Annotated in this window: 29 protein-coding genes and 2 other annotated features; of the genes, 19 read left to right on the plus strand and 10 right to left on the minus strand. The window is 34.4% G+C overall.

The annotated features are described in order from the left end of the window. Positions 1–14 precede the first annotated feature (14 nt). Together NQ782_RS16410 and xerC are read right to left on the minus strand one after the other, a co-directional pair. The gene (locus NQ782_RS16410) at positions 15–608 is read right to left on the minus strand and encodes a hypothetical protein (protein WP_000877660.1); all 594 of its coding nucleotides are present in this window, start codon (positions 606–608) and stop codon (positions 15–17) included. A gap of 234 nt (positions 609–842) precedes the next feature. Next, the gene (gene xerC / locus NQ782_RS16415; protein ID WP_000886982.1) at positions 843–1,775 is read right to left on the minus strand and encodes a tyrosine recombinase XerC; all 933 of its coding nucleotides are present in this window, start codon (positions 1,773–1,775) and stop codon (positions 843–845) included. A gap of 100 nt (positions 1,776–1,875) precedes the next feature. Between xerC and NQ782_RS16420 the strand changes: the two genes are divergently transcribed. The 4 genes from NQ782_RS16420 (at position 1,876) to NQ782_RS16435 (ending at position 5,459) form a co-directional block, all read left to right on the plus strand. Next, a complete protein-coding gene (locus NQ782_RS16420) occupies positions 1,876–2,103 on the plus strand; it encodes a hypothetical protein (RefSeq protein WP_001085037.1) in 228 nt (75 codons plus the stop codon). Next, complete coding sequence (locus NQ782_RS16425; protein ID WP_000192314.1) at positions 2,104–3,606, plus strand: zeta toxin family protein; 1,503 nt, start codon at positions 2,104–2,106, stop codon at positions 3,604–3,606. Positions 3,607–3,690: 84 nt separating this feature from the next. Continuing rightward, the gene (locus tag NQ782_RS16430; RefSeq protein WP_000157683.1) at positions 3,691–4,857 is read left to right on the plus strand and encodes a hypothetical protein; all 1,167 of its coding nucleotides are present in this window, start codon (positions 3,691–3,693) and stop codon (positions 4,855–4,857) included. A 20-nt stretch (positions 4,858–4,877) separates the two neighbouring features. Further along, on the plus strand, positions 4,878–5,459 hold the full coding sequence (locus NQ782_RS16435) for a hypothetical protein (RefSeq protein WP_000282778.1): 582 nt from the start codon (positions 4,878–4,880) through the stop codon (positions 5,457–5,459). A gap of 49 nt (positions 5,460–5,508) precedes the next feature. Here the strand turns inward: NQ782_RS16435 and NQ782_RS16440 are convergent, their stop codons facing one another. From NQ782_RS16440 to NQ782_RS16450, 3 genes are all read right to left on the minus strand, one after another. After that, positions 5,509–5,841 carry a hypothetical protein gene (locus NQ782_RS16440; RefSeq protein WP_001049486.1) on the minus strand — a complete coding sequence of 111 codons (333 nt, stop codon included), beginning with the start codon at positions 5,839–5,841 and terminating at the stop codon, positions 5,509–5,511. After that, on the minus strand, positions 5,842–7,956 hold the full coding sequence (locus NQ782_RS16445; RefSeq protein ID WP_000204893.1) for an ATP-binding protein: 2,115 nt from the start codon (positions 7,954–7,956) through the stop codon (positions 5,842–5,844). It abuts the gene before it with no gap. Between the two features lie 161 nt (positions 7,957–8,117). Beyond that, entirely contained in the window at positions 8,118–8,912 is a 795-nt protein-coding gene (locus NQ782_RS16450) for a M48 family metallopeptidase (protein WP_000608397.1), read from the minus strand. A 156-nt stretch (positions 8,913–9,068) separates the two neighbouring features. On the opposite strand from NQ782_RS16450, the gene NQ782_RS16455 reads away from it, so the two are divergent. The 3 genes from NQ782_RS16455 to NQ782_RS16465 are packed head-to-tail and all read left to right on the plus strand — an operon-like array spanning position 9,069 to position 10,449. Further along, positions 9,069–9,353, plus strand: coding sequence for a hypothetical protein (locus tag NQ782_RS16455; RefSeq protein ID WP_001257461.1), 285 nt, complete (start codon positions 9,069–9,071; stop codon positions 9,351–9,353). 17 nt (positions 9,354–9,370) lie between these two features. Beyond that, a complete protein-coding gene (locus NQ782_RS16460) occupies positions 9,371–9,928 on the plus strand; it encodes a TetR/AcrR family transcriptional regulator (RefSeq protein WP_000169856.1) in 558 nt (185 codons plus the stop codon). A 23-nt stretch (positions 9,929–9,951) separates the two neighbouring features. Beyond that, positions 9,952–10,449 carry a hypothetical protein gene (locus NQ782_RS16465; RefSeq protein ID WP_001061021.1) on the plus strand — a complete coding sequence of 166 codons (498 nt, stop codon included), beginning with the start codon at positions 9,952–9,954 and terminating at the stop codon, positions 10,447–10,449. Between the two features lie 278 nt (positions 10,450–10,727). Here the strand turns inward: NQ782_RS16465 and NQ782_RS16470 are convergent. Then, a protein-coding gene (locus tag NQ782_RS16470; RefSeq protein WP_085944009.1) for an IS3-like element ISAba34 family transposase occupies positions 10,728–11,947 on the minus strand; the annotation gives its coding sequence in 2 pieces (ribosomal slippage) (positions 10,728–11,671 and positions 11,671–11,947; 1,221 coding nt in all). Continuing rightward, positions 11,556–11,672 (minus strand) — a sequence feature (AL1L pseudoknot). It overlaps the preceding gene by 117 nt. 155 nt (positions 11,948–12,102) lie before the next feature. On the opposite strand from NQ782_RS16470, the gene NQ782_RS16475 reads away from it, so the two are divergent. From NQ782_RS16475 to NQ782_RS16510, 8 genes are all read left to right on the plus strand, one after another. After that, entirely contained in the window at positions 12,103–12,351 is a 249-nt protein-coding gene (locus tag NQ782_RS16475; protein WP_000610367.1) for a hypothetical protein, read from the plus strand. 13 nt (positions 12,352–12,364) lie between these two features. Beyond that, positions 12,365–12,871, plus strand: coding sequence for a hypothetical protein (locus tag NQ782_RS16480; RefSeq protein ID WP_002015155.1), 507 nt, complete (start codon positions 12,365–12,367; stop codon positions 12,869–12,871). Between the two features lie 3 nt (positions 12,872–12,874). After that, a complete protein-coding gene (locus NQ782_RS16485; protein WP_000567443.1) occupies positions 12,875–13,771 on the plus strand; it encodes a DUF6685 family protein in 897 nt (298 codons plus the stop codon). Position 13,772: 1 nt separating this feature from the next. After that, positions 13,773–14,258, plus strand: a complete 486-nt coding sequence (locus NQ782_RS16490) for a hypothetical protein (protein WP_000168103.1) — start codon at positions 13,773–13,775, stop codon at positions 14,256–14,258. 118 nt (positions 14,259–14,376) lie between these two features. Next, entirely contained in the window at positions 14,377–14,823 is a 447-nt protein-coding gene (locus NQ782_RS16495; protein WP_000493808.1) for a hypothetical protein, read from the plus strand. Continuing rightward, positions 14,824–15,219 carry a hypothetical protein gene (locus NQ782_RS16500; RefSeq protein WP_000369329.1) on the plus strand — a complete coding sequence of 132 codons (396 nt, stop codon included), beginning with the start codon at positions 14,824–14,826 and terminating at the stop codon, positions 15,217–15,219. 30 nt (positions 15,220–15,249) lie between these two features. Continuing rightward, positions 15,250–15,819, plus strand: coding sequence for a TetR/AcrR family transcriptional regulator (locus NQ782_RS16505; protein ID WP_000182207.1), 570 nt, complete (start codon positions 15,250–15,252; stop codon positions 15,817–15,819). Then, positions 15,816–16,313 carry a hypothetical protein gene (locus tag NQ782_RS16510; protein WP_000742270.1) on the plus strand — a complete coding sequence of 166 codons (498 nt, stop codon included), beginning with the start codon at positions 15,816–15,818 and terminating at the stop codon, positions 16,311–16,313. Before NQ782_RS16505 ends, NQ782_RS16510 begins: the two co-directional genes overlap by 4 nt. A gap of 17 nt (positions 16,314–16,330) precedes the next feature. On the opposite strand, the gene NQ782_RS16515 is transcribed toward NQ782_RS16510, so the two are convergent. Further along, positions 16,331–16,675 (minus strand): hypothetical protein, encoded by a 345-nt coding sequence (locus NQ782_RS16515; RefSeq protein ID WP_001101148.1) that lies wholly within the window; start codon positions 16,673–16,675, stop codon positions 16,331–16,333. A 197-nt stretch (positions 16,676–16,872) separates the two neighbouring features. On the opposite strand from NQ782_RS16515, the gene NQ782_RS16520 reads away from it, so the two are divergent. Then, a complete protein-coding gene (locus NQ782_RS16520) occupies positions 16,873–17,691 on the plus strand; it encodes a hypothetical protein (RefSeq protein WP_000064550.1) in 819 nt (272 codons plus the stop codon). Positions 17,692–17,826: 135 nt separating this feature from the next. Next, positions 17,827–18,285 carry a hypothetical protein gene (locus NQ782_RS16525; RefSeq protein ID WP_000568115.1) on the plus strand — a complete coding sequence of 153 codons (459 nt, stop codon included), beginning with the start codon at positions 17,827–17,829 and terminating at the stop codon, positions 18,283–18,285. Between the two features lie 28 nt (positions 18,286–18,313). Here NQ782_RS16525 and NQ782_RS16530 read toward each other — a convergent pair whose 3' ends face one another. From NQ782_RS16530 to NQ782_RS16540, 3 genes are all read right to left on the minus strand, one after another. Next, complete coding sequence (locus tag NQ782_RS16530; protein WP_001075210.1) at positions 18,314–19,702, minus strand: HNH endonuclease; 1,389 nt, start codon at positions 19,700–19,702, stop codon at positions 18,314–18,316. A gap of 72 nt (positions 19,703–19,774) precedes the next feature. Beyond that, the gene (locus NQ782_RS16535; protein WP_223236074.1) at positions 19,775–20,092 is read right to left on the minus strand and encodes a hypothetical protein; all 318 of its coding nucleotides are present in this window, start codon (positions 20,090–20,092) and stop codon (positions 19,775–19,777) included. A gap of 96 nt (positions 20,093–20,188) precedes the next feature. Beyond that, positions 20,189–21,408 (minus strand): IS3-like element ISAba34 family transposase gene (locus NQ782_RS16540; RefSeq protein WP_404215546.1). Its coding sequence is split into 2 segments (ribosomal slippage): positions 20,189–21,132 and positions 21,132–21,408, totalling 1,221 coding nucleotides; the frame shifts between segments, so codons are not numbered across the junction. Further along, positions 21,017–21,133, minus strand: a sequence feature (AL1L pseudoknot). (Overlaps the previous gene by 117 nt.) A 1,007-nt stretch (positions 21,409–22,415) precedes the next feature. On the opposite strand from NQ782_RS16540, the gene NQ782_RS16545 reads away from it, so the two are divergent. Together NQ782_RS16545 and NQ782_RS16550 are read left to right on the plus strand one after the other, a co-directional pair. Beyond that, positions 22,416–22,607, plus strand: a complete 192-nt coding sequence (locus tag NQ782_RS16545) for a hypothetical protein (protein ID WP_000712916.1) — start codon at positions 22,416–22,418, stop codon at positions 22,605–22,607. Next, the coding region (locus tag NQ782_RS16550) for an IS5 family transposase (protein WP_188137495.1) at positions 22,604–23,132 on the plus strand (529 nt) is incomplete at its 3' end. The genes NQ782_RS16545 and NQ782_RS16550, both read left to right, overlap by 4 nt.

Here is a 23,132-nt window from a genome sequence, read left to right on the forward strand (position 1 = left end):
TGTAAATAAATATCTTATAAAGATTTGATATTTTTTTTGTAATTATTGTCCTCAAATTTTAAGCGCTCAGTATATAACGCATCTTTAATTTCAAGACCTTCGTAAATTGAAATAAAATTATCACTTTTAGCCTTATTTAAAAGTTCGCGTATAGACTTATTGTCTTTAAATTCTAAATAATCTTTGTTTTTTAATAAAATATCGAGATTTTCTTGGGATAATGGTAACTTCTTTAAATCCATATCAATGCATTCATTGAAAATCTTTGTATCGAGCTTAATATTATCTTTAAGTTTATATGAAAAACGTTTTGAAAATGACTTATCCTTTTCATAATCATTCTCTTCAATATTTAATGTTTCCTTACATCTATCTTTAATTGCATATATTGTCTGAATATCAAGTATTTGATAATCCAAATTCTCATCATTAAAGGTGTTTACCGATTCAAAGCTATTCTTAAAGGATGCGTTGAGATGTTGATATAGCAGTTTTTCAGAGATTTGTGATTTAGCTACAAAATATTCTGATTCGGAGGTGCCTGAGTCAAAACAAGCAGTAATGAAAAGACTTATGGAGATAAGAATAGATAACTTTGAATATTTCATAGTTCAGTCCTAGAAATGACATGTAAGTTAGAGCATGTTCAACTTAAGTGAATCATGCATTTATTGTTAACAGGATAAGATTAGCATATGTGGGCAAAGTTTTGTAGCAACATAAAATTTCCTTAAGTGCTGAACTAGGATAAAAAATATTAAATATCAAAAGTATAAGCTATTTAACATAATTATGAAACTTTATCCTTATCTAGTCCTTACTTATTGTGAAAATTTAACTTTTTAGTTCTCACCTTCAGTATTTTTTACGGCTCTTGGATGTGTATCCATATAAACATTTGTCATTGAAGTATGGTCCAGATCTGTATAGATCTGAGTAGTATTCAAATTACTATGGCCCAGCATTTCCTGAATTTCACGAATACCTACAGAATTATTTATTAGATGAGTTGCAAATGAATGGCGTAACATGTGTGGGTTGGATTGAATTGGATAACCAGCAAGTTTAAAAGCATTTTTAATTCTTTTATTTATTTGGACTCTTGATAGTTGGGCTCCAGTTGTGGTGACAAAAACATAATTATGTTTTTGATTGGTATCTTTATTCATAATTTCTTCTCTTAAAGGCAACCATTCTAGATACGCTTCAATAGCTTTTGAACCCAAAGGTATAATACGAGTTTTATTTCCTTTTCCTGTAACTCTTACTTGTTTGCGTTTTACCTCTACATTTTCTATTTGTAATGAGTGTATTTCTTCAAGTCTTAAACCACATGAGTATGCTATTTCAATTAGTGCTAAGTCTCTTTTAAAAATAACTGTGCTTGATGGTCGTTCAAATTCTAAATTCTTATTTGAATCTAATACTTCATTTATTACTGTGACTTCATGAAATTTAGGTAAAACTTTACTACTTTTTTTAATTTTAATATCTTCTGCTGGATTGAAATTAATTAATTTTTCTTTAGTTAAATATTGGAAAAATGTTCTTATAGCAGAGATATTTTTTTTTAGTGTAGAAACTCCTACTCCATTTTGAGCTCTATAAGCTATAAATGTTCTAATATCGGATGCTTCGATTTCCTCTAATGCTAAATCGGTATATTCAAAAAATAGATTTAAACTATTTTTAAGCGTGTATATTGTTTCATTAGATTTATTTGCTAACAAATATTCATCTAACCATTTTTTTAGAAGTATTTCTCTGTCTAGCATTAATAAATCCTATTAACAAACTGTAATGATATTATATACGTTTATACAAAATAAGTGGTAAAATATAGCTATCGCAAGACCTGTCCTTATGGTGGTGCTTATGAATAGCAAATTTTCTGTTGATCATTCGAACAAGATTTCTCTTAAAGCAGTGCTTGAAGATCTTGGTTATCAAATGTTTGAAGCAAATAAATGTCCTGATACTCATCCTGTCTATGATCAGTTGCGTGAGCGTTTACGTAAAGATCGTGAACTTCTAGATGCCTTAGATGCTCAAGATGAGAACGCAAATACTGAAGAACGTTCTAGGAGTTTGGATATAAATTAAATGACACAAAAAAATGAACTAGACACCAAGTATGCAGTGATAGTTGCTGGTGGTAATGGAGCTGGTAAATCCACTCTGATAGACAATGTGATAATTCCAAAATTTAATAGTTTAAATCTTGATATAAATTTTATTAATGCTGATGTTTGGCAATTACAACACTTTGGTCATTTTGATAATACCAATCCTACCCATGCACGCGAAGCTCAGAAATGGGCTGAAGCTGAACGTCAAAAACATTTAGATGAAGGACGTTCTTTTATTGCTGAAACAGTTTTTTCGCATCCTTCTAAAGTTGATCTCATCAAGGAAGCTAAGAGTAAGGGATTTTACGTAGTCCTGTATCACATCCATTTAGAAAACTCAGATATCGCACTTGATCGTATTAAAGATCGAGTTCGTAAAGGTGGTCATGATGTTGATGAGGATAAGGTAAAAGCTAGATATGAGCGTGTACTACCCTTAGTTGCTGAAGCTACTCAATATGCAGATTTGACTTTTGTACTTGATAACAGCGTGAGAGATAGGCCTCATCAGCAAGTATTTAAATTAGAGTACGGGAAAATTACTGCGATTGACAACAATGTTCCGGATTGGGCCATTAAAGCTTATGAGAAGCAGCTCACTGATTATCTTGGATTGGATCAAGCAACCAAAATTTCAAATACTAATGAAGATTTAACTATGTCAAATACTAAAGAGAAACTTGGATTCGAGTATAACGCTAGACTGCTGGCTAATGATATTCAACCTCAACATCGAGAAACAGTTGTTGCTAATTATCGAAAGAATTTTGTTGAACATGTAGCGAACTCTGCTGCGGTAGCTGGTAATTCACATAAGCTTGATGATGTAGCATCTTTAATAAATGGCACCACTGTAGGTGGACACAGTGTTAAGGACCAGCGACAAGTATTAAATTTAATTGATGCGTCAAATGAACTGGTAAATATGGTTCGTAATGGAAATTTTGCATTAAATAAATCTACATATTTAAAAGTCAATGGAATTGTTGCAGATCGTGAATCGATTGAAGCTGGTGTTCTACGTGGCGAAGGAGTTGAACAATCATTTACTCCGGATGTAGGAATTAGACACTTTAGAACCCATCGACCGATGAAAACTGAAGAAGATGCTCCAGCGTTAAATAAATTCATGCAAGAAGGGTTTGATCATATCAACTCACTCAAGAACCCACTAGAAAAAGGTATTGCTACATTCCTTTATGGAAGCCTCAACCAATTCACATTTGAAGGTGAGAAAAGAACAGCTCACCTTATGATGAATGGAGTATTGATGAGTGCTGGTTTAGATGCTATTAGCATACCGGCTGATAAGGCAATTGACTTCCGTCAAAAAATGGTTCGTTTCTATGAATCAAAAAATGCGGATGAAGTGATGGAGTTTTTAGCTGACTTGCATCCGGCTCTCAATAATACGAAAAAATTAGATGCAGAAAAGGAAAAGAAATCAGAAAATGACTTTGGCCGCAGCTTTCAGTAATTTTCGTTTATCCTTTTAATATCAATACGAGAGACACTATAATTATAGTGTCTCTTTTTTAATTTAAAGTATTTTGTATTATTTATGGCCAGCCTTAATTCTGAGTTCCAGATCCCTTTAAAAGTGGTTACAACGCGCTTAAATCACATGAAAATTAATTTGCCGCAATTGGTAAAGAAAATTGAAAAGAGAGCGATTGAAAACTTAAAAAGACGTAAAGATAAGAAAGAACAAATTGATCTACTGATAACTTGGGATGATTGGATTTATGCCGCGCTAGATGCTGATCATGAACGTATACATGGGAGCGCGGATCCTCACCCACTTCCACCAACATTCAAAAATAATATGGTTAGTGGTGTATATGAAAAAGCTTTAAAAAATGTCATGGGGCATTTCGGAGTTAAAGCTACTGTTCCAGCATGGGCGGCAAATATAAAGGTTGGTGAGCATATTCCAAAGGAATTGCTTGATCGTCTGCCTGTGACCACTGGAGAGCTTGTAACTCTAGGAAATTGGATGCTCACAAAAAATATATACCGGTTCGAAGACATAGTAATTAATGAGTTAATTAAGACCGGCTTTAATGGGGTTATACCGAACCATATTTTGAACCTTCCCGATTTGTGTGTATACATTCAGACTGATAATGCTAAGGGTCTTACATTCGAAAATAGACAGGTTGTGGGTGTTCTATTCTGTGTAACTGAGCTTTGTGGCGACCGCCTTTTAGTTTCAACAATGTACCTTGATGATGGTATGCCACGCACAATTGCTATTATGTTGAATGAGGACCAAGATATTGAAGCAAGCCTCACAAATTTTGTGGACCAATTTCAACAAGACTATGATCCAGAAACAATGGCTTCAGATCTGAAAGAAAGACTTAAAATACAGAAAAAATTAATCAATCTTGTTTTATGGTTTAGTCAATCAAAACCTGAAGTGACTCCTCTAACTCCAGATGCCACCAATAAGCCGGTGCAATTTGTTGAGGTAAAGAAGGAAAAACGTTTATTTGAAGCTGGTAAATATAAGACTTTTAAAATTGGATCTGAAACAGCAAGGAAATTAACTAAATTATACGAAGAAATTGAAGTGGCCAAAGCTGAAGGAAAAGTGTCTGGTAGAGAGCCACATTTAAGAAAATCACATTGGCACCTTTACTGGTATGGTAAGAAAGGTCGTTATGAGCGTTATGATTTTTTATTAATTCCTGTCACAATTGTTGGCGGCGTTTCAAAAGATTAAACTTTATAAGCAGAGAAAAAATGTATAATTCTGAATCTAAAATATTGGCTGAATACGAGAAAGCGAAGAAGTGGGATAAATACGAGAAAGTATTTTCTAGACTTGGTGTGCTTTCTTTTTTCATATTTATGATTATGATCATAATTTCAGCACTTACTTTAAGTTTAAATGATACCTCACCAACAAAAATATTTAATTCATATTGTTGGGCTGCAATATTGTTTTTTACAATTTTATTCACCTCATTAAGAAATATTGCTGAGCAAATTTCTTTTAAGAAATCTATGGAAATCTTAATAGACTCAAATGATGATGAAGGTGAAAAAGATCATTTGCCAGTAGTAAGAAGACAGCACACAATTATTTGCATAACCGCTTTTTGTGCATTAATAGTTGCTGATTTTATTATATTCTACTTCGTTGCTTTTAATCTCACCCTTCCACTAAATATACTGATTAATAAACCCTTATTTATTATTATGCTGGCTTGTTTGATATTTTTTGCACTTAATTATATGATTTATAAATATAAGTTTAGTAAATTAAACAACGAAGTAACGGTTGCATATGGTAAATACATTGAGAAAAAAAGAAAGAAGTAATATAAGTAAAGGCTCATTAAATGAGCCTTTTTTATACCTTAAAATTTAATTATCTGTTTGATTTAAGATTTGTTCTAAGAATATCAAAAAACGTGTTTGTATCGACTTCTCGCCACTTATAACCATAGAATTCACTAATAGGTATAACCACCTGATGAGTGAATTCTTCTTTATCATTTATGTATCCGGTTTGAACCTTTAGGAACCCATCAAGACCAAAAAAGTCATATCCAATATCTCTACTTAGGGTTGAAAGTGGACAGTTAAAATGGCCTATTGGTTGCTTTAAATAGCCCTTTCCTCTTTTTTTGGGAATTAAAAGGTTAATATCATTTGTACCAAAGAAAACTAGAATAATTTTATCATCATGTTTTAGATTCATTTAGGTGTTCTCTTCAGTCTTGGTTTCACAATTAAAAACATTACTGAGTACCATTGCATTGAAATCATTAAAACCTCTTTTCTTAGCTATAGTTTCATAAATGAAACTTTGCCAAGTTTGCAGCTTTGGATTTCTGTAGCGTGTAGACTTAGGATCAGCCAGCCAAGCATTAAAGGTGTCATAGCTTAATCCGAATAACTCTTTATTCTTTTTCCCTTCCTCAACTGCTTTGAATGAATAATTTAAGTCATGCAGTATGTTATAGAGTTCTCGCGCATTTTGAGGCGTTGGTTGATCGATCATTGCTAAAAGTTTTAATTCAGTTTCATCCGGAGCGGTTGAGCTCGAATTACTATGTATGGTGTTATTAGATGAACTTAGGCTCTCCAGAAGTGGAATAAAGTCATTGCGAATAACAAAATCATGGAATCGTTCATAGAATTCAAAATTATGGCCTTCTTCATCGTCGAGAAGATGTGCATACTCATGGATTAAAATTAATAGTAATCTTAAATATGAATTCTGCTGGTAAAAGCTGATTGTCCTTATATCGAAGACAATATTCGATGTCATGTTGGTCCATGCATTATCTAGCTCTGATTTGCCTAGAAAAATCTCTCGCTTACCATAACAATCATTTATAAAATCTGGATAGGCATCACAAAATCTAGTATTCAATTTTTTTAGAAATTCAAGAAAGCCGGTTTGCTCGTTATTTAGATCTTTTTGGTCAATTATTTTTCGATCAAAAGATATCTTTTCCTTTTCATCCTTATAATTTAAAAGGGTTACTGGAGGTATGTCTGTGAACATTTCATAGTTGGTATAGGCTACAACTATATCTTTAAACTCAGATAACAGCTTCATAAGCATATAATCATAATCATATAAGTTTTCATTATCCGGCTGTTCATTCTTATCGATATACTCTTGAATTAGGCGTGTGCGGAGATAGCCTTGCAAATGCGAAATATCATAGGTTTCCTCCAAGATGAGACAGTTTGTTCTCTTTTCGATTTTTTCAACTACGAGCACGTCGTAATCTGACCTAATTACCATCATGATAGCTTTAGATTTTGAAATATCGATAAGGCTTTGTTTATAACCTTTATAATCGGTAAAGACGTCGAGAGGAGTATTTAGCATCATCAATATTGCCTCTTTATCATACCGGCAATCTTTCAGTGGATTTTTTAGAATATTAGCCAGCATACCTAAAGCTAATTTGCTCGATAGCTTCTTATTTTTTTTCTCATTGATTGTGGTGAGTTTAATAAAGGTTGGATCTACGACATCTCGGATCTTCCCTTCTATGTTTTTAAATAGCTCACAACGATCCTCAATAATTTCATTACGTGAAGATGTAATCTTGAATTGAGATTTAGAAATAATACTACCTTTAAAAATAGCATTTTTAAAACGGGCATAAGGAACCCAAACACCTATATTATAGACTTTAAGGGAATCAGAATTCGGATCTAGAATATAATATGCATAATCATCTTCAATGATTTTGCATTCAGAATCTAAACAATCTGATATATTTTTATTAATTTGATTTTTATTTATGAATACTGGAATTTGAACATATTTAATAATTGATTGGATTTCTTCTATTATTTCAGTAATAGAACCCATCGAATCTGTAATGTTTGTATAAATATAACCGGATATTTTGCATCCATTGAACTTTTTGGCGAGTCTAGTAATAGTAAACCCAAGTTCTTCGTCTGACTTTTCTCTTAGCGGCTTATAGATATCTACTTTGAGTTGGTAGTTGTTACTTGTCCATGTGGTTATAGCGTAATTAAAGACCTGTCCGCGACCAATACGAAATTTTCCGTATGTAGCATCACCCTCTTCATGAGGTGCACCAAACATTGCAAAGTATTCATCAATAGATTTTTTGGTAAAACCTTTTCCATCATCAATAATTTCAAACTGAAGATGTTTTTTGGCATTTAACCATAATTTTATATTTATTTGCGTGGCATTTGCATCAATAGAGTTCATTATCAACTCTACTATCGCTTTAGGTAAACCGTTGGCTTGCTGCTCAATGGCATTTACGATGAACTTGGGATGCAGCTTAAATTTTTTTGTTGTAGAGGTCATAATTATATCCGGTTAAGGTAATATAATTATTATATTTCATGTACAAAGTACAATCAATTAAAATAAATAAAATATTGTACAAAGAACAACAATATTAATTATAGTTTTAAATGTACTTTGTACAATAATATAAAGTTTTCTGTGTGATGTACAAAGTACATTTATTTGTGCAATGTTGCAAGGTAGAAAGGTCTAAATTTAGGTGCTGCCAATGCCAAGTCTTCCATACGTTTTTGTGGCATAGGATGAGTGCTTAGCATTTGCGAGAGTTTATTGTTCTGCCCTTTCTGTTGGTCCCCAACCTTCTTCCATAAGGTAATGGCTGCATCTGGATTAAAACCGGCTTTGGCTGCTATTTCTAATCCCAATAGATCCGCTTCACTCTCCTGACTTCGGCTATGCGGTAATGTTAATCCTAACTTTGTACCGAAGTACGCCAAGATCTGAGCATTGCCTCCAATTTGGCCTAACGCTAAATCCGATACGAGATTTCTTGAAGCTTTTTCTCGGCCATGCTCAAGTAGTGCATGAGCAATTTCATGGCCGATGATTGCTGCAATCTCATCGTCATTTAAATTAAGAGTTTTGATCATACCTTCAAAAATTGCCATTTTGCCTTGACCTACACAAAAGGCATTAATTGTAGTGGTATTAATTACATGTAGCTCCCAAGTCCATTGATTCGTTTCAGGTTTAATGTCTTGAACTTGCGCCGTAATTTTCTTGGCTATATTGACTACTCTTTTTGTTAATTCAGGTTTTCTATCCAAAGCGCCAGAATTTTTATAATTGTTCATTAAAACAACATAACCTTTGTTTGCTTCGATGTAATAGTCTTGAGACGGGATTAAGAGAAATTGTTTTCTTGAGAGTCCGGATGCTGAATTTTGAATTGTAGTCATGCAACCAGATAAGACGCTTGAAATTAGAATCACACTCAAAGCTTTATTTATCATAAACTTAACCCTGTATTATATTGTCTAATTTTATATCTCTAAAAAGAGTATACCAAAAAAAACAAGATTTTTAAAATTTAGATATATGCAAAAAATAAAAATCTTGCTACGATTATTTTAATACAGTTCCGACCTAAAAGTCGAAGGAGCCGCTTCATGCGTTCACCACAAGAACATATGCAACTTGATGTTCATATAGTTATAAAAATACGCCTTCTCGAACTTGAATATAAGCTGCACTTAAGAACCGCTATCTGTTTTCTATTGGGTGCTGTTTTAAGCTTAAGCTTCGCCTTCCCTTTTGATTTTGGCTTTTCTTTATCCACACTGTTTTTAATAGCCTCGTTTGCATCTGGTGCAGTTGCTTTGTACTGGTTAAACTCGGCCCAAGAATTTAAAGCAGCCCACCGAAGCTTATGTGATGAGTATTCACGGTACTGAGTATGGAGATTGAAATCATGACTAAAGTTATTTCAAAAAGAAAAACCATTTTGGATACCGCTTTATCACTCTTTAAGCAGTACAGCTTTAAGTTTGTCGGTGTAGATCGGATCATCAATGAGTCACAAGTTGCGAAAATGACTTTTTATAAACACTTTCCGTCTAAGACTTTGTTGATTCAGGCTTGTTTATGTGAAGAGCAAAAGACAATTGAAGAGTCTATTTTAAGTGAGCTGTCTTTACTTTCTGAGGCTGGAAATATCGACCGTTTAAAAGCATTGCTAAATTGGCATGTCACGTATATCAATCAGCAAAATTTTAATGGCTGTCTTTTTCAAAAAGCAGTGTATGAAAATGAGGTGAGTGAGGAAGTTTTATCCGTCATTCAAGCCCATAAACAATGGAAGTTCAAATTAGTTTCAGACTTAATGGAAGTTCCAGAATGCAGTACTGCCTTTGTCTCATCTTCGATGGTGTATAGCATGTTAGAAGGCATGCTCTTGCCTGCAAATATAAATCCATGTGTGGACCATGAAACAGCAATTAAGAGTCTAATTCAGACATTTGAGGCTTAAAGCCTCAAATAAGGAAAATAAATGTGAATAATTTATTTGATACGATTTATTCAGATATGTTTGTAATGATTGTTGCAAGTGCTTTTATTGCAGTGATGATCACTTCTTTAACCTCAATATTAGTTAAAGTAAATTTAAGTGGTTACGCCATACCATTGACATCTTTTATTTGGTTTCTTTTTTTATACGGTCCAATTCCAGCTCCGGCCCAACAAGCTTTAAAGAAAGATCTAGTTTTTTTAAAAAATAATAATGTTCAAACGAATGCAATGATAAATACAATTATTCTTTCATGCAGTGATGCTTTAAAGGGTAGCTATATTAAAGGTTATCAATATAGAGATTTCAGAGAAGCATATGAGCTTGATGTTAATGCATTTTTAGAAAGTAATAAACTTTTTACCCATCCTTTAAACTCCAGCCAAATTACCAAAGATCCAATCTATGCTGAAAGTAAAAATATTTGTGACGCTGCTTGGATGTATAATAAGTTTAAACAAGAGCATCAAACAAAAGGGTAGAACAATCAATTTTGTTATTAATCTATTGCATTAATTTTTAAATTAAACCAATCAGAACAGTAAATGTTTAATAACTTTAAAATGAGATATTAATGTTAGTTGTATTTTTAGAACTATTTTATAGAGAGTGGTGGATTCAGGTCCTAGTTTGTATTTTGCTTGCCAAAATTATAGCCGACCTACTATCCGTTTATTTTAAAAAGCCACTCAAATCTTTAGTCATACCATTTACAGCAATCTGAACCGTACCGGGTTTGTCGGAGACATTTTTATTTAAGTTAGGCCACGTGACCTAACGGGTTAATCTTATCATAGTACATTGCTTCAAACTCAAAAGGCGATACATAACCCAATGCGCTGTGTACACGCTTTTTGTTGAACCAATCTACCCAATTTAATGTCGCAAGTTGTACATCCGCTAAACCTTGCCAGTCTGCTTTTAAATATTCAATCACCTCTGTTTTGTATAACCCATTCACTGTTTCAGCCAAAGCGTTATCGTATGAATCACCGGTCGTACCGACTGATGCTCGTAAATTTGCTGCTTCTAAACGATTGGTATAGCGAATTGAAAGATATTGAACACCTCTATCTGAATGATGAATCACATTCTTAGGCATACCTCGGTCATGCAATGCTTGCTCTAGTGCATCGAGCACCATGTCTGTATTCATACGTGTTGATACTTTCCATCCAACAATCGCTCGTGAGAACACATCAATAATAAAGGCGGTATAGACCCAGCCTGAATGAGTTTGAATATACGTGAAGTCACCGACCCATAGTTGGTTTGGATAATCAGCAGTAAAATTACGTTTCACTAAATCATCCGCTCTTTTTTGATCATCTCGGCTACGGGTGGTGTATTTATTCTTCCCACGCCAAACACCCTGTATACCTAGCTTCTTCATCAAGCGAACCACTGTACAGCGTGCAATAACATAACCTTCACGTTTCAGTTGTTGCCAAACTTTACGTACACCATATCGACCTGAACTTTCTTTCCAAATTCGTTTAATTTGTTCAGCATGATGCAAATCATGTAGATCTCGCTTTGCTCGATGTTCTGGGTTTTCAGCAATATCTAGTGTTCGATAATAGGTAGAAGCTGAGATCGGTAAAATCCTACAAATCGCCTCAACACCATATAACGCCTTATTGTTATGGATGAAATCCACCATTATTTGTGTGGGCGGTCGAGCTCCGCCTGGGCGAAAAAAGCGGCTGCTTTACGCAGAATTTCATTGGCACGCTTTAATTCTTTGATTTCACGTTCCATTTGCTTCATTTTTTCTTGATCAGAGATCTGTTGTACTTTGATAGGATTTTGCTCATCTAAATGCTTTTGATGCCAAGCACGAAGTGTTTCAGGAGTACAACCAATCTTAGGCGCAATAGCTGTGATCGCAGCCCAATTAGATGGATAGTCTTTTTCAGATTCAATCAATAATTGAACCGCTCTTTCTCTGATTTCAGGGGTATATTTTAATTTGGTCATCGGAACATTCTCTCAGAATACTGAGTCTCCGACAAACCCGGTACGGTTCAATCGTATATTTTACATTCATCTTCACCCCTTTACCTTCAGTTGTTCAGCAAGAACTTAAAAAAGATTTGGTTTTTTTAAAGTTCAATAAAGTTAAAACTAATGGAATGATAAATCGAATCATCTATATATGTGATGATAAGAGTCAAGGAGGCTACATAAAAGGCTTTCAATATGAAGAAATTAAAGATGCATATCTCCGCGATATTGATAGACATTCTGAGAAAGACGGTGCCTATCTAAGTCCGGTTAAAAATGCTGAAGCGGATCCGATCTATAAGGATAGTCAGGATCTTTGTGAAGCTGCTTGGATGTTAAACAAATATAAAGCGGATCATCAAATTTTTCCTGAATAAGTGAGATGTCTCTATGAGTTCAATTAGATTAAATTTAATGTCGCCTAAGACTATCACTGAAGGTGTAAAAAAAATCCTGAATCACTTGTGTTTGCAAGAAAAGGATGCGGAGTACTTAGAATTTATAAAACCCAAGAAATTTACTCCAGCTCCAATTGAATGCCATTTAAATGTTTGGGTTCAATGTAATAAAGAAGGAGGTTCAGCAGTAAGCGGCTGGATGATTGCTGAAGATCCTAAACATCATTTTGTAGAGGCCCAATATCACACTGTATGGATCTCGCCTTCAGGCAAATTAGTTGACATAACCCCAAGACAGGATAAGGAAAAAAAAGTGCTGTTTGTGCCGGATTATGCACGACCATTAAAATTTAATGTCTCTCCAGATGGGAATACAATATTTTTTATCTATACGAATTGTAAGATGCAATTTAAAAAAATTATCGTGGATATTGAACGTGTACAGATCATGAGCAATTCTAAATTTGCAATTAAGCACGGATTCTATAAAAAAGGATAAGATATGATTGATACCTTATTGTCTCCTTTTTCAGTTAAACACGAGCTCTATAGTCAACTGAAGAAGCATCAAGAAAACAAAATCAATATTGTCGATAGAGACTCAATTTATCTATTTGATATTTTTAGTTTTGAGTCTTTCAAAATAAAGAGTGAAAGCCCCTATTCCCATGTTGCTTATTTCTCTTGTTCCTATACAGATGATGTCACTGAGCTGGAACTTTGCTTTAATCCAATTTTTCAGGATTTTGATATACCTAAATTGACAATAGATATTTCACAGCTAAGTGGTTTTGGCCACTCTAAATCTGACCTATTCAAGTATAAATCTATAGATGAATTTGTTGAAAGTGAATGCCCTTCTTATATTGAGACAATTAGTCAGGCTCAGTTAAGACTAATGCTCTCTCATCGGGGGATCCAGATTGTAAATAATCAAGATTCAACATTTGACAATTTCTATATGTATGGCTGGCAGCCTAAAGTATTTTTAAGCAATGAAAATGGTTCACATCATCTTGCGTCAGCTCAATACATTGCGTTAAGACTTAATCAGCCAGTACCATTGACTGCACGACTTATTTATAAAGTCATTAGAGGTGAGCAACTTGCTAATTTTCATGATCGTTATGCAGCGTACATAACGCCTCTCCATGAATTAGATGACTACTTTAAGTGGTTTGATAATTCCAATATTAAATTTATCCGGTTAGATGATTCTTTGCATGAATATGCAGTGTATTTCTTTAAGCGTACAAGTGAAAACAAGCGGATCATAGAGCTGTTTAGTTCAAAGTTTTCTTCATTAAACCAAATATTATGGAAAAGACTGTCAGATCAAACAAATAATATGCTGTTAAAAGCGCTTGTACCGCTTAATTCAGGCTGTTGGAGCTATTAGTATGGCTAGCCCCCAATCTTGCAATAAATTTGCCCTAAAAGCCTCCTGTAAGGATTGTCCGTTTAGAAAAGATAGCGGAGGTTATCTACATCCGGAAAGGGTACGGGAAATTGTTAATTATATGAGTAAAGATGATGCTCTATTCCCTTGTCATAAAACTGTGGGTACAGCTCGGACTAATTTAAACGAAGCTTTAGAGTTGCTAGAAGATGAACTGTCGTTTAACGGACTCTCACAAAATCTTACGGCACGAAAAGAGCTTGAAGAGAAGTACCAGATTGACAATCTTCAGGAAGCACTACTTGAAGAAATGAAGTCAGAAAAGGTTTGTGCTGGCTGGTTAATATTAGGGAAAAAAGAGCAAATCATTAACAATAATTTCCCATTGAGATTAGCTCAAATGCAAGGACTTTTACGGTTAAATGAATTAACAAGAGAGGAAGAGATATATGATTCTATTGAGCAAGCAATTTCAGATCATTCTTGAGCAGCTCCAATATTGTATTTATAGGAATTAAACTGTTTATCTATCCTTTATTAATTTTAAAATGTACATAGGCTTGTCTTCACAACCCGTATCATAACCAATTTTTGAGATTTCTTTAATGTTTACATTCCTTCAAGAGCACTGGTATTTCGTTTATATCATTGCAATAACGATTGGTTTGCTGTCTCTTTTTATCCGTCTTTATATATTACCTAAAATTCGATCATCGGAAGGTCCACAAAGTGAAATTTTTTTCGCAAAGAATTTAATCGAAATCTTGAATTCTGATCATAACTTAGTAATGTATGTGAATAATTCTGATGGTAAATCACCAGATTCTAATATGCGTGATAATGTAATTATCAAAGACCCTTTACGTTTTGAAGATGATTATTTAATAACTAGAGCATCTTCACCACATATTTATTTTGATCCAAAGACATTAAAGGTTAAAGGATATTTCTTCCTTCATAGTAAGGGAACATTCCAAGATAAGTACGCTGATACAGTATATGAAGGACAATTAGAACTACTTGAAGTCGAAAATAGAAAAGGTGTTAAATAAATGGACAATTTAATTTTAATTCATATTTTAAATTTTTTCTTGATTATTTGGTTTTTTAATAGCTCTATTTATAGCTTTATTCGAAATAGGATTATTGACAAGCGTGATGGTGCTGCCATGCGAGCTACAGCATCACTTAGTGGATATGTTGAGAAGTATGGTTTAAAAGCTTGTTATGTAGATAGTAGCCAAGCTGATTATAGAGTTAATAAATCTAAACTACCTCCAGCAACCAGAAAGGCCGTTAATGCTCTAGAAAATATAGAGTTCAATACTCGTCAATTTATATTCTATGTTACGGACGGTGAGACTAAAGAGCTTATAGCACATTGCTACCGTAGTGAAGATGGCCAATTGCTTAAATACAAAGTCAAGTTAAGCCCGAAATCAAAATAGAAATTTATAGACACGCCTGAGAAATCACTGATGACAAATAAAGCTTCACAGCCTAGAACATTTACATTATCTGATGAGAAGAGGATCCATATCTTAACGACAGCTCTAAACTTATTTGATCAGTTTGGTTTTCAGCATATAAGCATTATGCGTATTATCACTGAAGCAAAAATTGCTAAACAAAGTTTCTACATGGCTTTCCCTTCCAAAGATTCCTTCATCATTGAATGTTTAGATATGGAAATCTCTAGACTGAAGCAATCACTAAGCAACCTCTTGGGCCAGTGTGGTAAAGATGACCATACAAGTATTTTAAAATCCTTCTATCAGTGGCACGTGGACCTAGCTTATAGAGAAGGATATAACGGTACGCTGTTAACAAAAGCTGTGATCGAATATTGGAATTTACCAGATATAAAAATGAAGGTTGAAGACTTCAACAAATGGAAATATGAAATTATTGCAGAGTATCTGGCGGAAGAAATCAACAATGCTCGACTAAGAATTATAGTAAGCGCAATGAATGGGATTTTATTGCCGGCTAGTACTTACTTGCCTACATGGGAAGATATTGAAAGTTTATATGGTGAGCAATTTTGAAAAAAAATAGTTTGAATCGAATCATCTTCAATGAAGGACTAAATACATTAAAAATTTTAGTTTTTGTAGTATTTGTAGTCTATATTCTAAAGTACTTCTTAAATGTATATTTAGGTGTCGTATTAAGTGGAGAAATGGCTCGTTTCTTTGGCATTTTTATGACACTATTAATTGTTATCTATGATTATATCTCAGGAATTATTAATAAATTATCTAATAAACTTCAAGAAGAGACTGATCGAAAAGAAGCTATTAAAATACTTGAAGCAAATCAATTAAAAGTAGGTTTAATCTTATCAGAATTACCTTTGGATTTAAATAATTTAGAAAAGCGTGAATGTGTGGAAGCTTATATAACTTTAAAGGATCAAAATTCACAATTCGTCCTCGTTAATTCTGATAACGAAGTAAATGCACGATTGTACTTTTTAGGAAAATATGCAGATAAAGATCACAATAAGTACAAGCTTATACTTAAGAGAAATTTAGATTAATTTTTATACCATCATCATTAATTAACATCGCAAGGTATGCCGTTTTTGGTGATGATGGATTTAAATTGAGCTATTAATGGTTTCTCTGAAAGAATGACTTTCTGTAGTGAATAGTCATCTTGAAGTTCAAATTTTGCAGTATTTGAAGCAATGTAGTTATGTTTTTCTTTTAATAAAGAATATGCATAACAGGTCTTTAATCCATTATTAGGCTCTTTGGTAAGTTCTTGGAATACTTGAGCAATTTCCATGTCTCTTTCAAACAGACCTTTATTGAACTGTTCTTTGGTCGCTTGTGGTTTTGCGTCAACAATAACTGGTAATAAAGCTAAAGAAAGTACTAAAAGAATTTTAACGTTCATGAAATTCATCTTTTTACTGTTTTCATAATTATAACATTACAAATAATTCTTGATTCGAAATATTCTTTCAAAAACATATATCCTTATGATAACATTGGCTTGCTAAATGCGGCTTCTGGTGCAGCTTACTTGTGTGAAAGTAAAAGCCATCTTTTTAAATCTTATATCTACAAATTTAAACGAACCTTGTCGTCTATTTGTCTAATTTCACACCAAATAGCAATTTTCAAGGAATCGTTATATCTAATGAAAAGAAGTTCTTCTTAAACTCTTTTAAACGCAATGCAAAATTGCTTAATACTTCTTTTGATGTTGTTTCAAATACACTTAACACACCTTTTAAGGCACCAACTTACTCTCAATGCTTAGAAATCTTAGCACGATCCCTCGGATTTAAATCGTTTAAAGGATTGACTATTGGCGATGTCAGTGGTTTAAAAGAAATTGGCTATCTAAGTGATTTTGATAAAACTAAATTAATAGAAAGTTACTTAGAGGTTAATCGAAAAAAAATTATTACAATGCCGCTTAAAATCGATAGCTCTTTGGATTTAAATTTAACAATCGATGCTGTATGTACTCTCGCGTATCATATACAAACCTTTCCTTTACTTCGCGATTTCTATCTACCAAAAAGATATCTCAGTAAACATCTAGATTTTGATAATGGCCCCTTCAGAATTAATGATACATTATCAAAAATTTGTGCACATTGGTGTATATCGCTATTGCTTGAAAAACCGCAAGGCTATGAATTTTATAAAGGTGTTTATGAGAACAACAACGACATTCTTTACGATGTATCAATGAGTTTCTTCACAAAGAAAAAAATTAATGATTGGTATAAATCACGTGACTTTTTGCACGACTTTACTGATCTTTTTCAGCACTGTGATTTTATACGTGTACAAAGCGGTTGGACCGATTTTGATAACTTAAGTAATTCGAAAATCAATATATTCTTTCCTCCAGCACTACATGAAAGAATAGTAAAGTTATCTTTTCCTTCTAATTAATCAGCTAATTGAATATATATTGGAAGCTGAATTTAACAGCTTCCAATTTTGAATAATTCGTAACAAAGGAATGTTTGCAAACCTAGACGTAATTAATATTATTAAATAAAACGTTAAGAATAAAAGGAACTGAATATGATTGACTGGTTACTGATAAGACGGGCAGTATCAGTTCGGACTTATCATAATATCATTACTTATTTTTTTCTGATTATTATCCTTCTCTGCCTTGTAAATATTGGTATGCAACATTTACATGGATTCGAACCAAGATCTTATAAATACAATTTATCTTTAATTTCAACGTTATCGGTTTTACTTGGGTTTTATCTTGTAAGAAGTCATTTTAAAGATGTTCAGAGATCGTTACCTCGATTTACTAAAGAGGAAGTGCACATTCTAAGAAAGTATAAGGAAATAACATGGGTTCTATCGGAAGATTCAAAAAAACTTTGGGCTGAAGGATATCTTGCATATTCAAAATTTCATATAACTGAAAATCCTTATCAGGTTGATACTCAAGAGTACATTTCTTGGCAGGCTGGTAATGCTAAAGCAATTAAATATGATGATAAGCCATCAAACACTAATTAAAAAAGGAGTTCATAGAACTCCTTTTTTTTCACTGCTGATTAATTTTGCCTGTGCTAAACCTTACTTTATATTCACACTCTCTTTCTTCAGAGTTCGATAAATTTTCAAAAATGATTTGATCTTCAAATTTTTGGTAATGCCTGAAGAGCTGACTCAATTTTTGGAAGTCAGTTTCTAAGTTGAATGTGGAAGCATCTTTTTTAGAAAAAGGTAGAATGAAGATTAAATGCAATGTACCTAGCTTGAAATCTGCTACCACGTGCGGCCACTCCGGATCCGTATCACTGATTCGTGTATATAGAGTTAACTCCGGATGTTCCGCATAACTTTGGCCATACATTTTGGCTATATGAAATTGCTGCTTTTCCTCACCAATCTCCGGATCTGAAAATAACCATTCAATAGTCGATTCGAAAGCTGGTAGTTCTTTAGCCGGCAATACTGAGATAGCGTATTTGCATAATGACTTAAAGATTTTAAGTTTGTTAACTTTTTGATTGGCCGATAAGCTGACAATTAAACCGTTTTCTGTTTCTACAATGTCCTGTGAAGCAATCACAATAGAGTTTTCTTCAGATCCTTCTTGCTTGTGCTGGAACACTTGGCCATTCTTAAACTTCAGATGTGGAATGCCCTTCTTTCCTCTTGTTCCATAATATACACGTAGGATATCAAGGTACTGTATGAGATGAGGTTCATAATCACGACCGAACCTCTCATTGCATGTATCACATTCATCTGCCGTTACGATTGATTTATTGCCCAGCGCTTCAGAAATCGTATGAGCCACTTTTCGAAAGGTTGTGTTTTCATCAACCGGTGATTTACAAAACCTACAAACGCCGTGTTCTTTTGTTGGTTTTTGGCCTATAACAGTTCTCCGTTCTGTTTCACCAAACACAGCAATGTTGTATTTCTCTAATAAATCATCAAATAAGCTATTAAATCCTTCCATGTGAGTTTGCATGTATTGATTTACTTCTTCATCGCTGTTCAATGAATTTTTGGCTCTAAGAAAAGTTTGCAAAAGCATTTGTGCTTGCATCTTTTCTGTAAACTCATAGGGAAATACAAAGAAGTATTCATCATCTTCAATCGAATTGAGCTTACTAATCGCTTTATGAATACTAGGCTTGAGTTTAGTGTAATCGCTCAACATAGCATTAACTTGTGTCCGTAAACTTGGTGTCATGCGTTGTAAAGCGCTGGCTTTGATTTGATTGGGATGTGCTGGATCGAGATCCTGTTTGACATTGCTGGCGTATAAAACTCTGTACATATCATTGACGAAGTTTATAAGAGTTTCATTCTCATCTGGCCCTTCTACGCTAACAAAAAAACTATTCGTATTTTGAGTAATAAAGTGGAAAGTAAATCGAAATAGATTTACTTCAGCTTCAGTATTGTTTTGGTTCATATCGATGTCACCCCAAATTTATTAAAGTGGCCAACATGTTTGGCCACAGCATTGAAAATGCCATAAGGCTAATTATGCTCGTCCATCAATATTGTGTTTCATATATAACTTCTGAGAAAAATGAACATATTCATTTTCTGAGAGCGGTGGACCATTAACCACATGTTGTGCTGGTATTAAGGATGTTTTCTCTTTCCAGTGAGCCAGCAAATCCGGACTTAAAGCCATGATGCTTAGTAGTGAATCTAGGAAATCTGGATCGTTGTGATGGCGTGTTGTTTTAATAAAGAAAGTCGCCGTGATCTTTTTATTACCGGTTGAATTGTCTGCTACGCAAACAGAATATAAATTAGGTAGTTCGTTATAGATCTCTGGATCTATATCTTGCATAAAGTGTGTGATCGAGTCACTACCGTTATAAACACAATGAAATAGTAAAATACTAGCTGAACCGTACCGGGTTTGTCGGAGACATTTTTATTTAAGTTAGGCCACGTGACCTAACGGGTTAATCTTATCATAGTACATTGCTTCAAACTCAAAAGGCGATACATAACCCAATGCGCTGTGTACACGCTTTTTGTTGAACCAATCTACCCAATTTAATGTCGCAAGTTGTACATCCGCTAAACCTTGCCAGTCTGCTTTTAAATATTCAATCACCTCTGTTTTGTATAACCCATTCACTGTTTCAGCCAAAGCGTTATCGTATGAATCACCGGTCGTACCGACTGATGCTCGTAAATTTGCTGCTTCTAAACGATTGGTATAGCGAATTGAAAGATATTGAACACCTCTATCTGAATGATGAATCACATTCTTAGGCATACCTCGGTCATGCAATGCTTGCTCTAGTGCATCGAGCACCATGTCTGTATTCATACGTGTTGATACTTTCCATCCAACAATCGCTCGTGAGAACACATCAATAATAAAGGCGGTATAGACCCAGCCTGAATGAGTTTGAATATACGTGAAGTCACCGACCCATAGTTGGTTTGGATAATCAGCAGTAAAATTACGTTTCACTAAATCATCCGCTCTTTTTTGATGATCTCGGCTAAGGGTGGTGTTTTTATTCTTCCAACGCCAAACAGAATTTATACCTAGCTTCTTCATCAAGCGAACCACTGTACAGCGTGCAATAACATAACCTTCACGTTTCAGTTGTTGCCAAACTTTACGTACACCATATCGACCTGAACTTTCTTTCCAAATTCGTTTAATTTGTTCAGCATGATGCAAATCATGTAGATCTCGCTTTGCTCGATGTTCTGGGTTTTCAGCAATATCTAGTGTTCGATAATAGGTAGAAGCTGAGATCGGTAAAATCCTACAAATCGCCTCAACACCATATAACGCCTTATTGTTATGGATGAAATCCACCATTATTTGTGTGGGCGGTCGAGCTCCGCCTGGGCGAAAAAAGCGGCTGCTTTACGCAGAATTTCATTGGCACGCTTTAATTCTTTGATTTCACGTTCCATTTGCTTCATTTTTTCTTGATCAGAGATCTGTTGTACTTTGATAGGATTTTGCTCATCTAAATGCTTTTGATGCCAAGCACGAAGTGTTTCAGGAGTACAACCAATCTTAGGCGCAATAGCTGTGATCGCAGCCCAATTAGATGGATAGTCTTTTTCAGATTCAATCAATAATTGAACCGCTCTTTCTCTGATTTCAGGGGTATATTTTAATTTGGTCATCGGAACATTCTCTCAGAATACTGAGTCTCCGACAAACCCGGTACGGTTCAAGCACCACCTTGAACAGTGGCCTTAGAAGACATAATTTTCATTTTGGAATCCTGTTTGAAAATTAAATGGAACTCATCAAAAGCTTATAATTTTGAGTTTAAAGCTATCTAAACTAGATACTAGTGCATCTACACCCTATCTTCAAATGCCCACCTTAAACGCGCTCTACGGCGCAGCTATAACGAAGAAATTTTTAATTCTCGCCGTGATTAAAATATTTACAGCAAATCCGGATACGGTTTTGCTGTAAATTTGCTCAGGTTTATCTAGATCAACTAAATTCAAGTACCAAAGCTTTATGTAATTCATCTAGTAGCTGAATAGCCCATTGATGTGACGCGCCAAAACCAATATGAGAGCTCACATTGATACCGGTTTTTTTCATTTGCGGCCGTAAATGATCTTAACCGATAACTATAAGAAATGTATGCAGAATTATACCGTTGACATGATATTATAAAATAAGACTTAAGCTCACTAACCAGCTTAAGAATATATAAATTGTACGCCAAAATAGCCTAAGGAGATTTTATCGAACCCCATAAAAGGACTCACGGCGTCCCCTTTTTACACTTTACAAAAATCGCTTCTTCCGTTGGCGGTCTTTCTAGTCCGGTTACGTTATTTATAATTCCGCTTACGGTTTTATCTATTCCGGATACGGAAATATCTACCACAAAAAAACCATACTAAATTTTTATTTTTTGCATATATTAAATTTTTAAAAATTAGTTTATTCTATTATTAACGCAGATCAGCCCCCTTATTCCGGAGCCGGAATAATCCATAAACGGTATTAAAACCATGAACGGACCTATACCAGAAATGGAAAAGGTCCATAGACGGAAAGTCCGGCAATGGAAGAGTCACTTAAATAAGGTACTCAAAGGTAGAGCGAAATCGGCTAACTATAAAGCAATAGACCTGCTTAGGCTATTTTATAATAGGCGTTTAACATGAAAAAATTTTGTTTGGTACTTATACCAGCACTTATCGCTGGTTGTTCCTCCCCAGCAACTGAAGCTGAAATTCGTGCCGCCGTGCAAGAATGTGAAGCTGTTATGCATGATATTGAAAATCAGATTCAACCGGCTTTGTTGCACAAACCTATCTGTAAAGGCTTTTTCAGCGATATAATTTTCAAATGAAGAAGCCTACACACAAAATCTACCGCACAACCAATTGGCCCGCATATAACCGAGCACTCATGAGTCGTGGAAATATTGCCATTTGGTTTGATCCTGCTACGCAATGGTATGCTCCATCAAAAGGCAAACAAGGGCGAAATCAAACCTACTCCGACGCAGCTATCCAATGCTGCTTAATGATTAAATCCTTATTCCGTCTATCTTTACGTATAGTCACTGGCTTTGTGCAAAGTCTGATTAAACTTTGCGGATTAAATTGGACCGCACCAGATTACACCACGCTTTGTAGAAGACAAAAGCATATTGATATTGTAATCAACTACCAAAAAAGTAGCGATGGGCTGCATCTACTCATGGACTCTACAGGCATGAAGTTTCTAGGTGAGGGCGAATGGAAGCGCAAGAAACATGGACCTGAATATCGTCGCCAATGGCGTAAACTTCATATTGGTATAGATGCTAAAACCCTACAAATACGAGCAGTTCAGCTTACAACCAATAATGTCAGTGATTCACAGGTGCTTG

The sequence above is a fragment of the Acinetobacter sp. BD54 genome (assembly GCF_044778325.1).
GTDB lineage: Bacteria > Pseudomonadota > Gammaproteobacteria > Pseudomonadales > Moraxellaceae > Acinetobacter > Acinetobacter baumannii.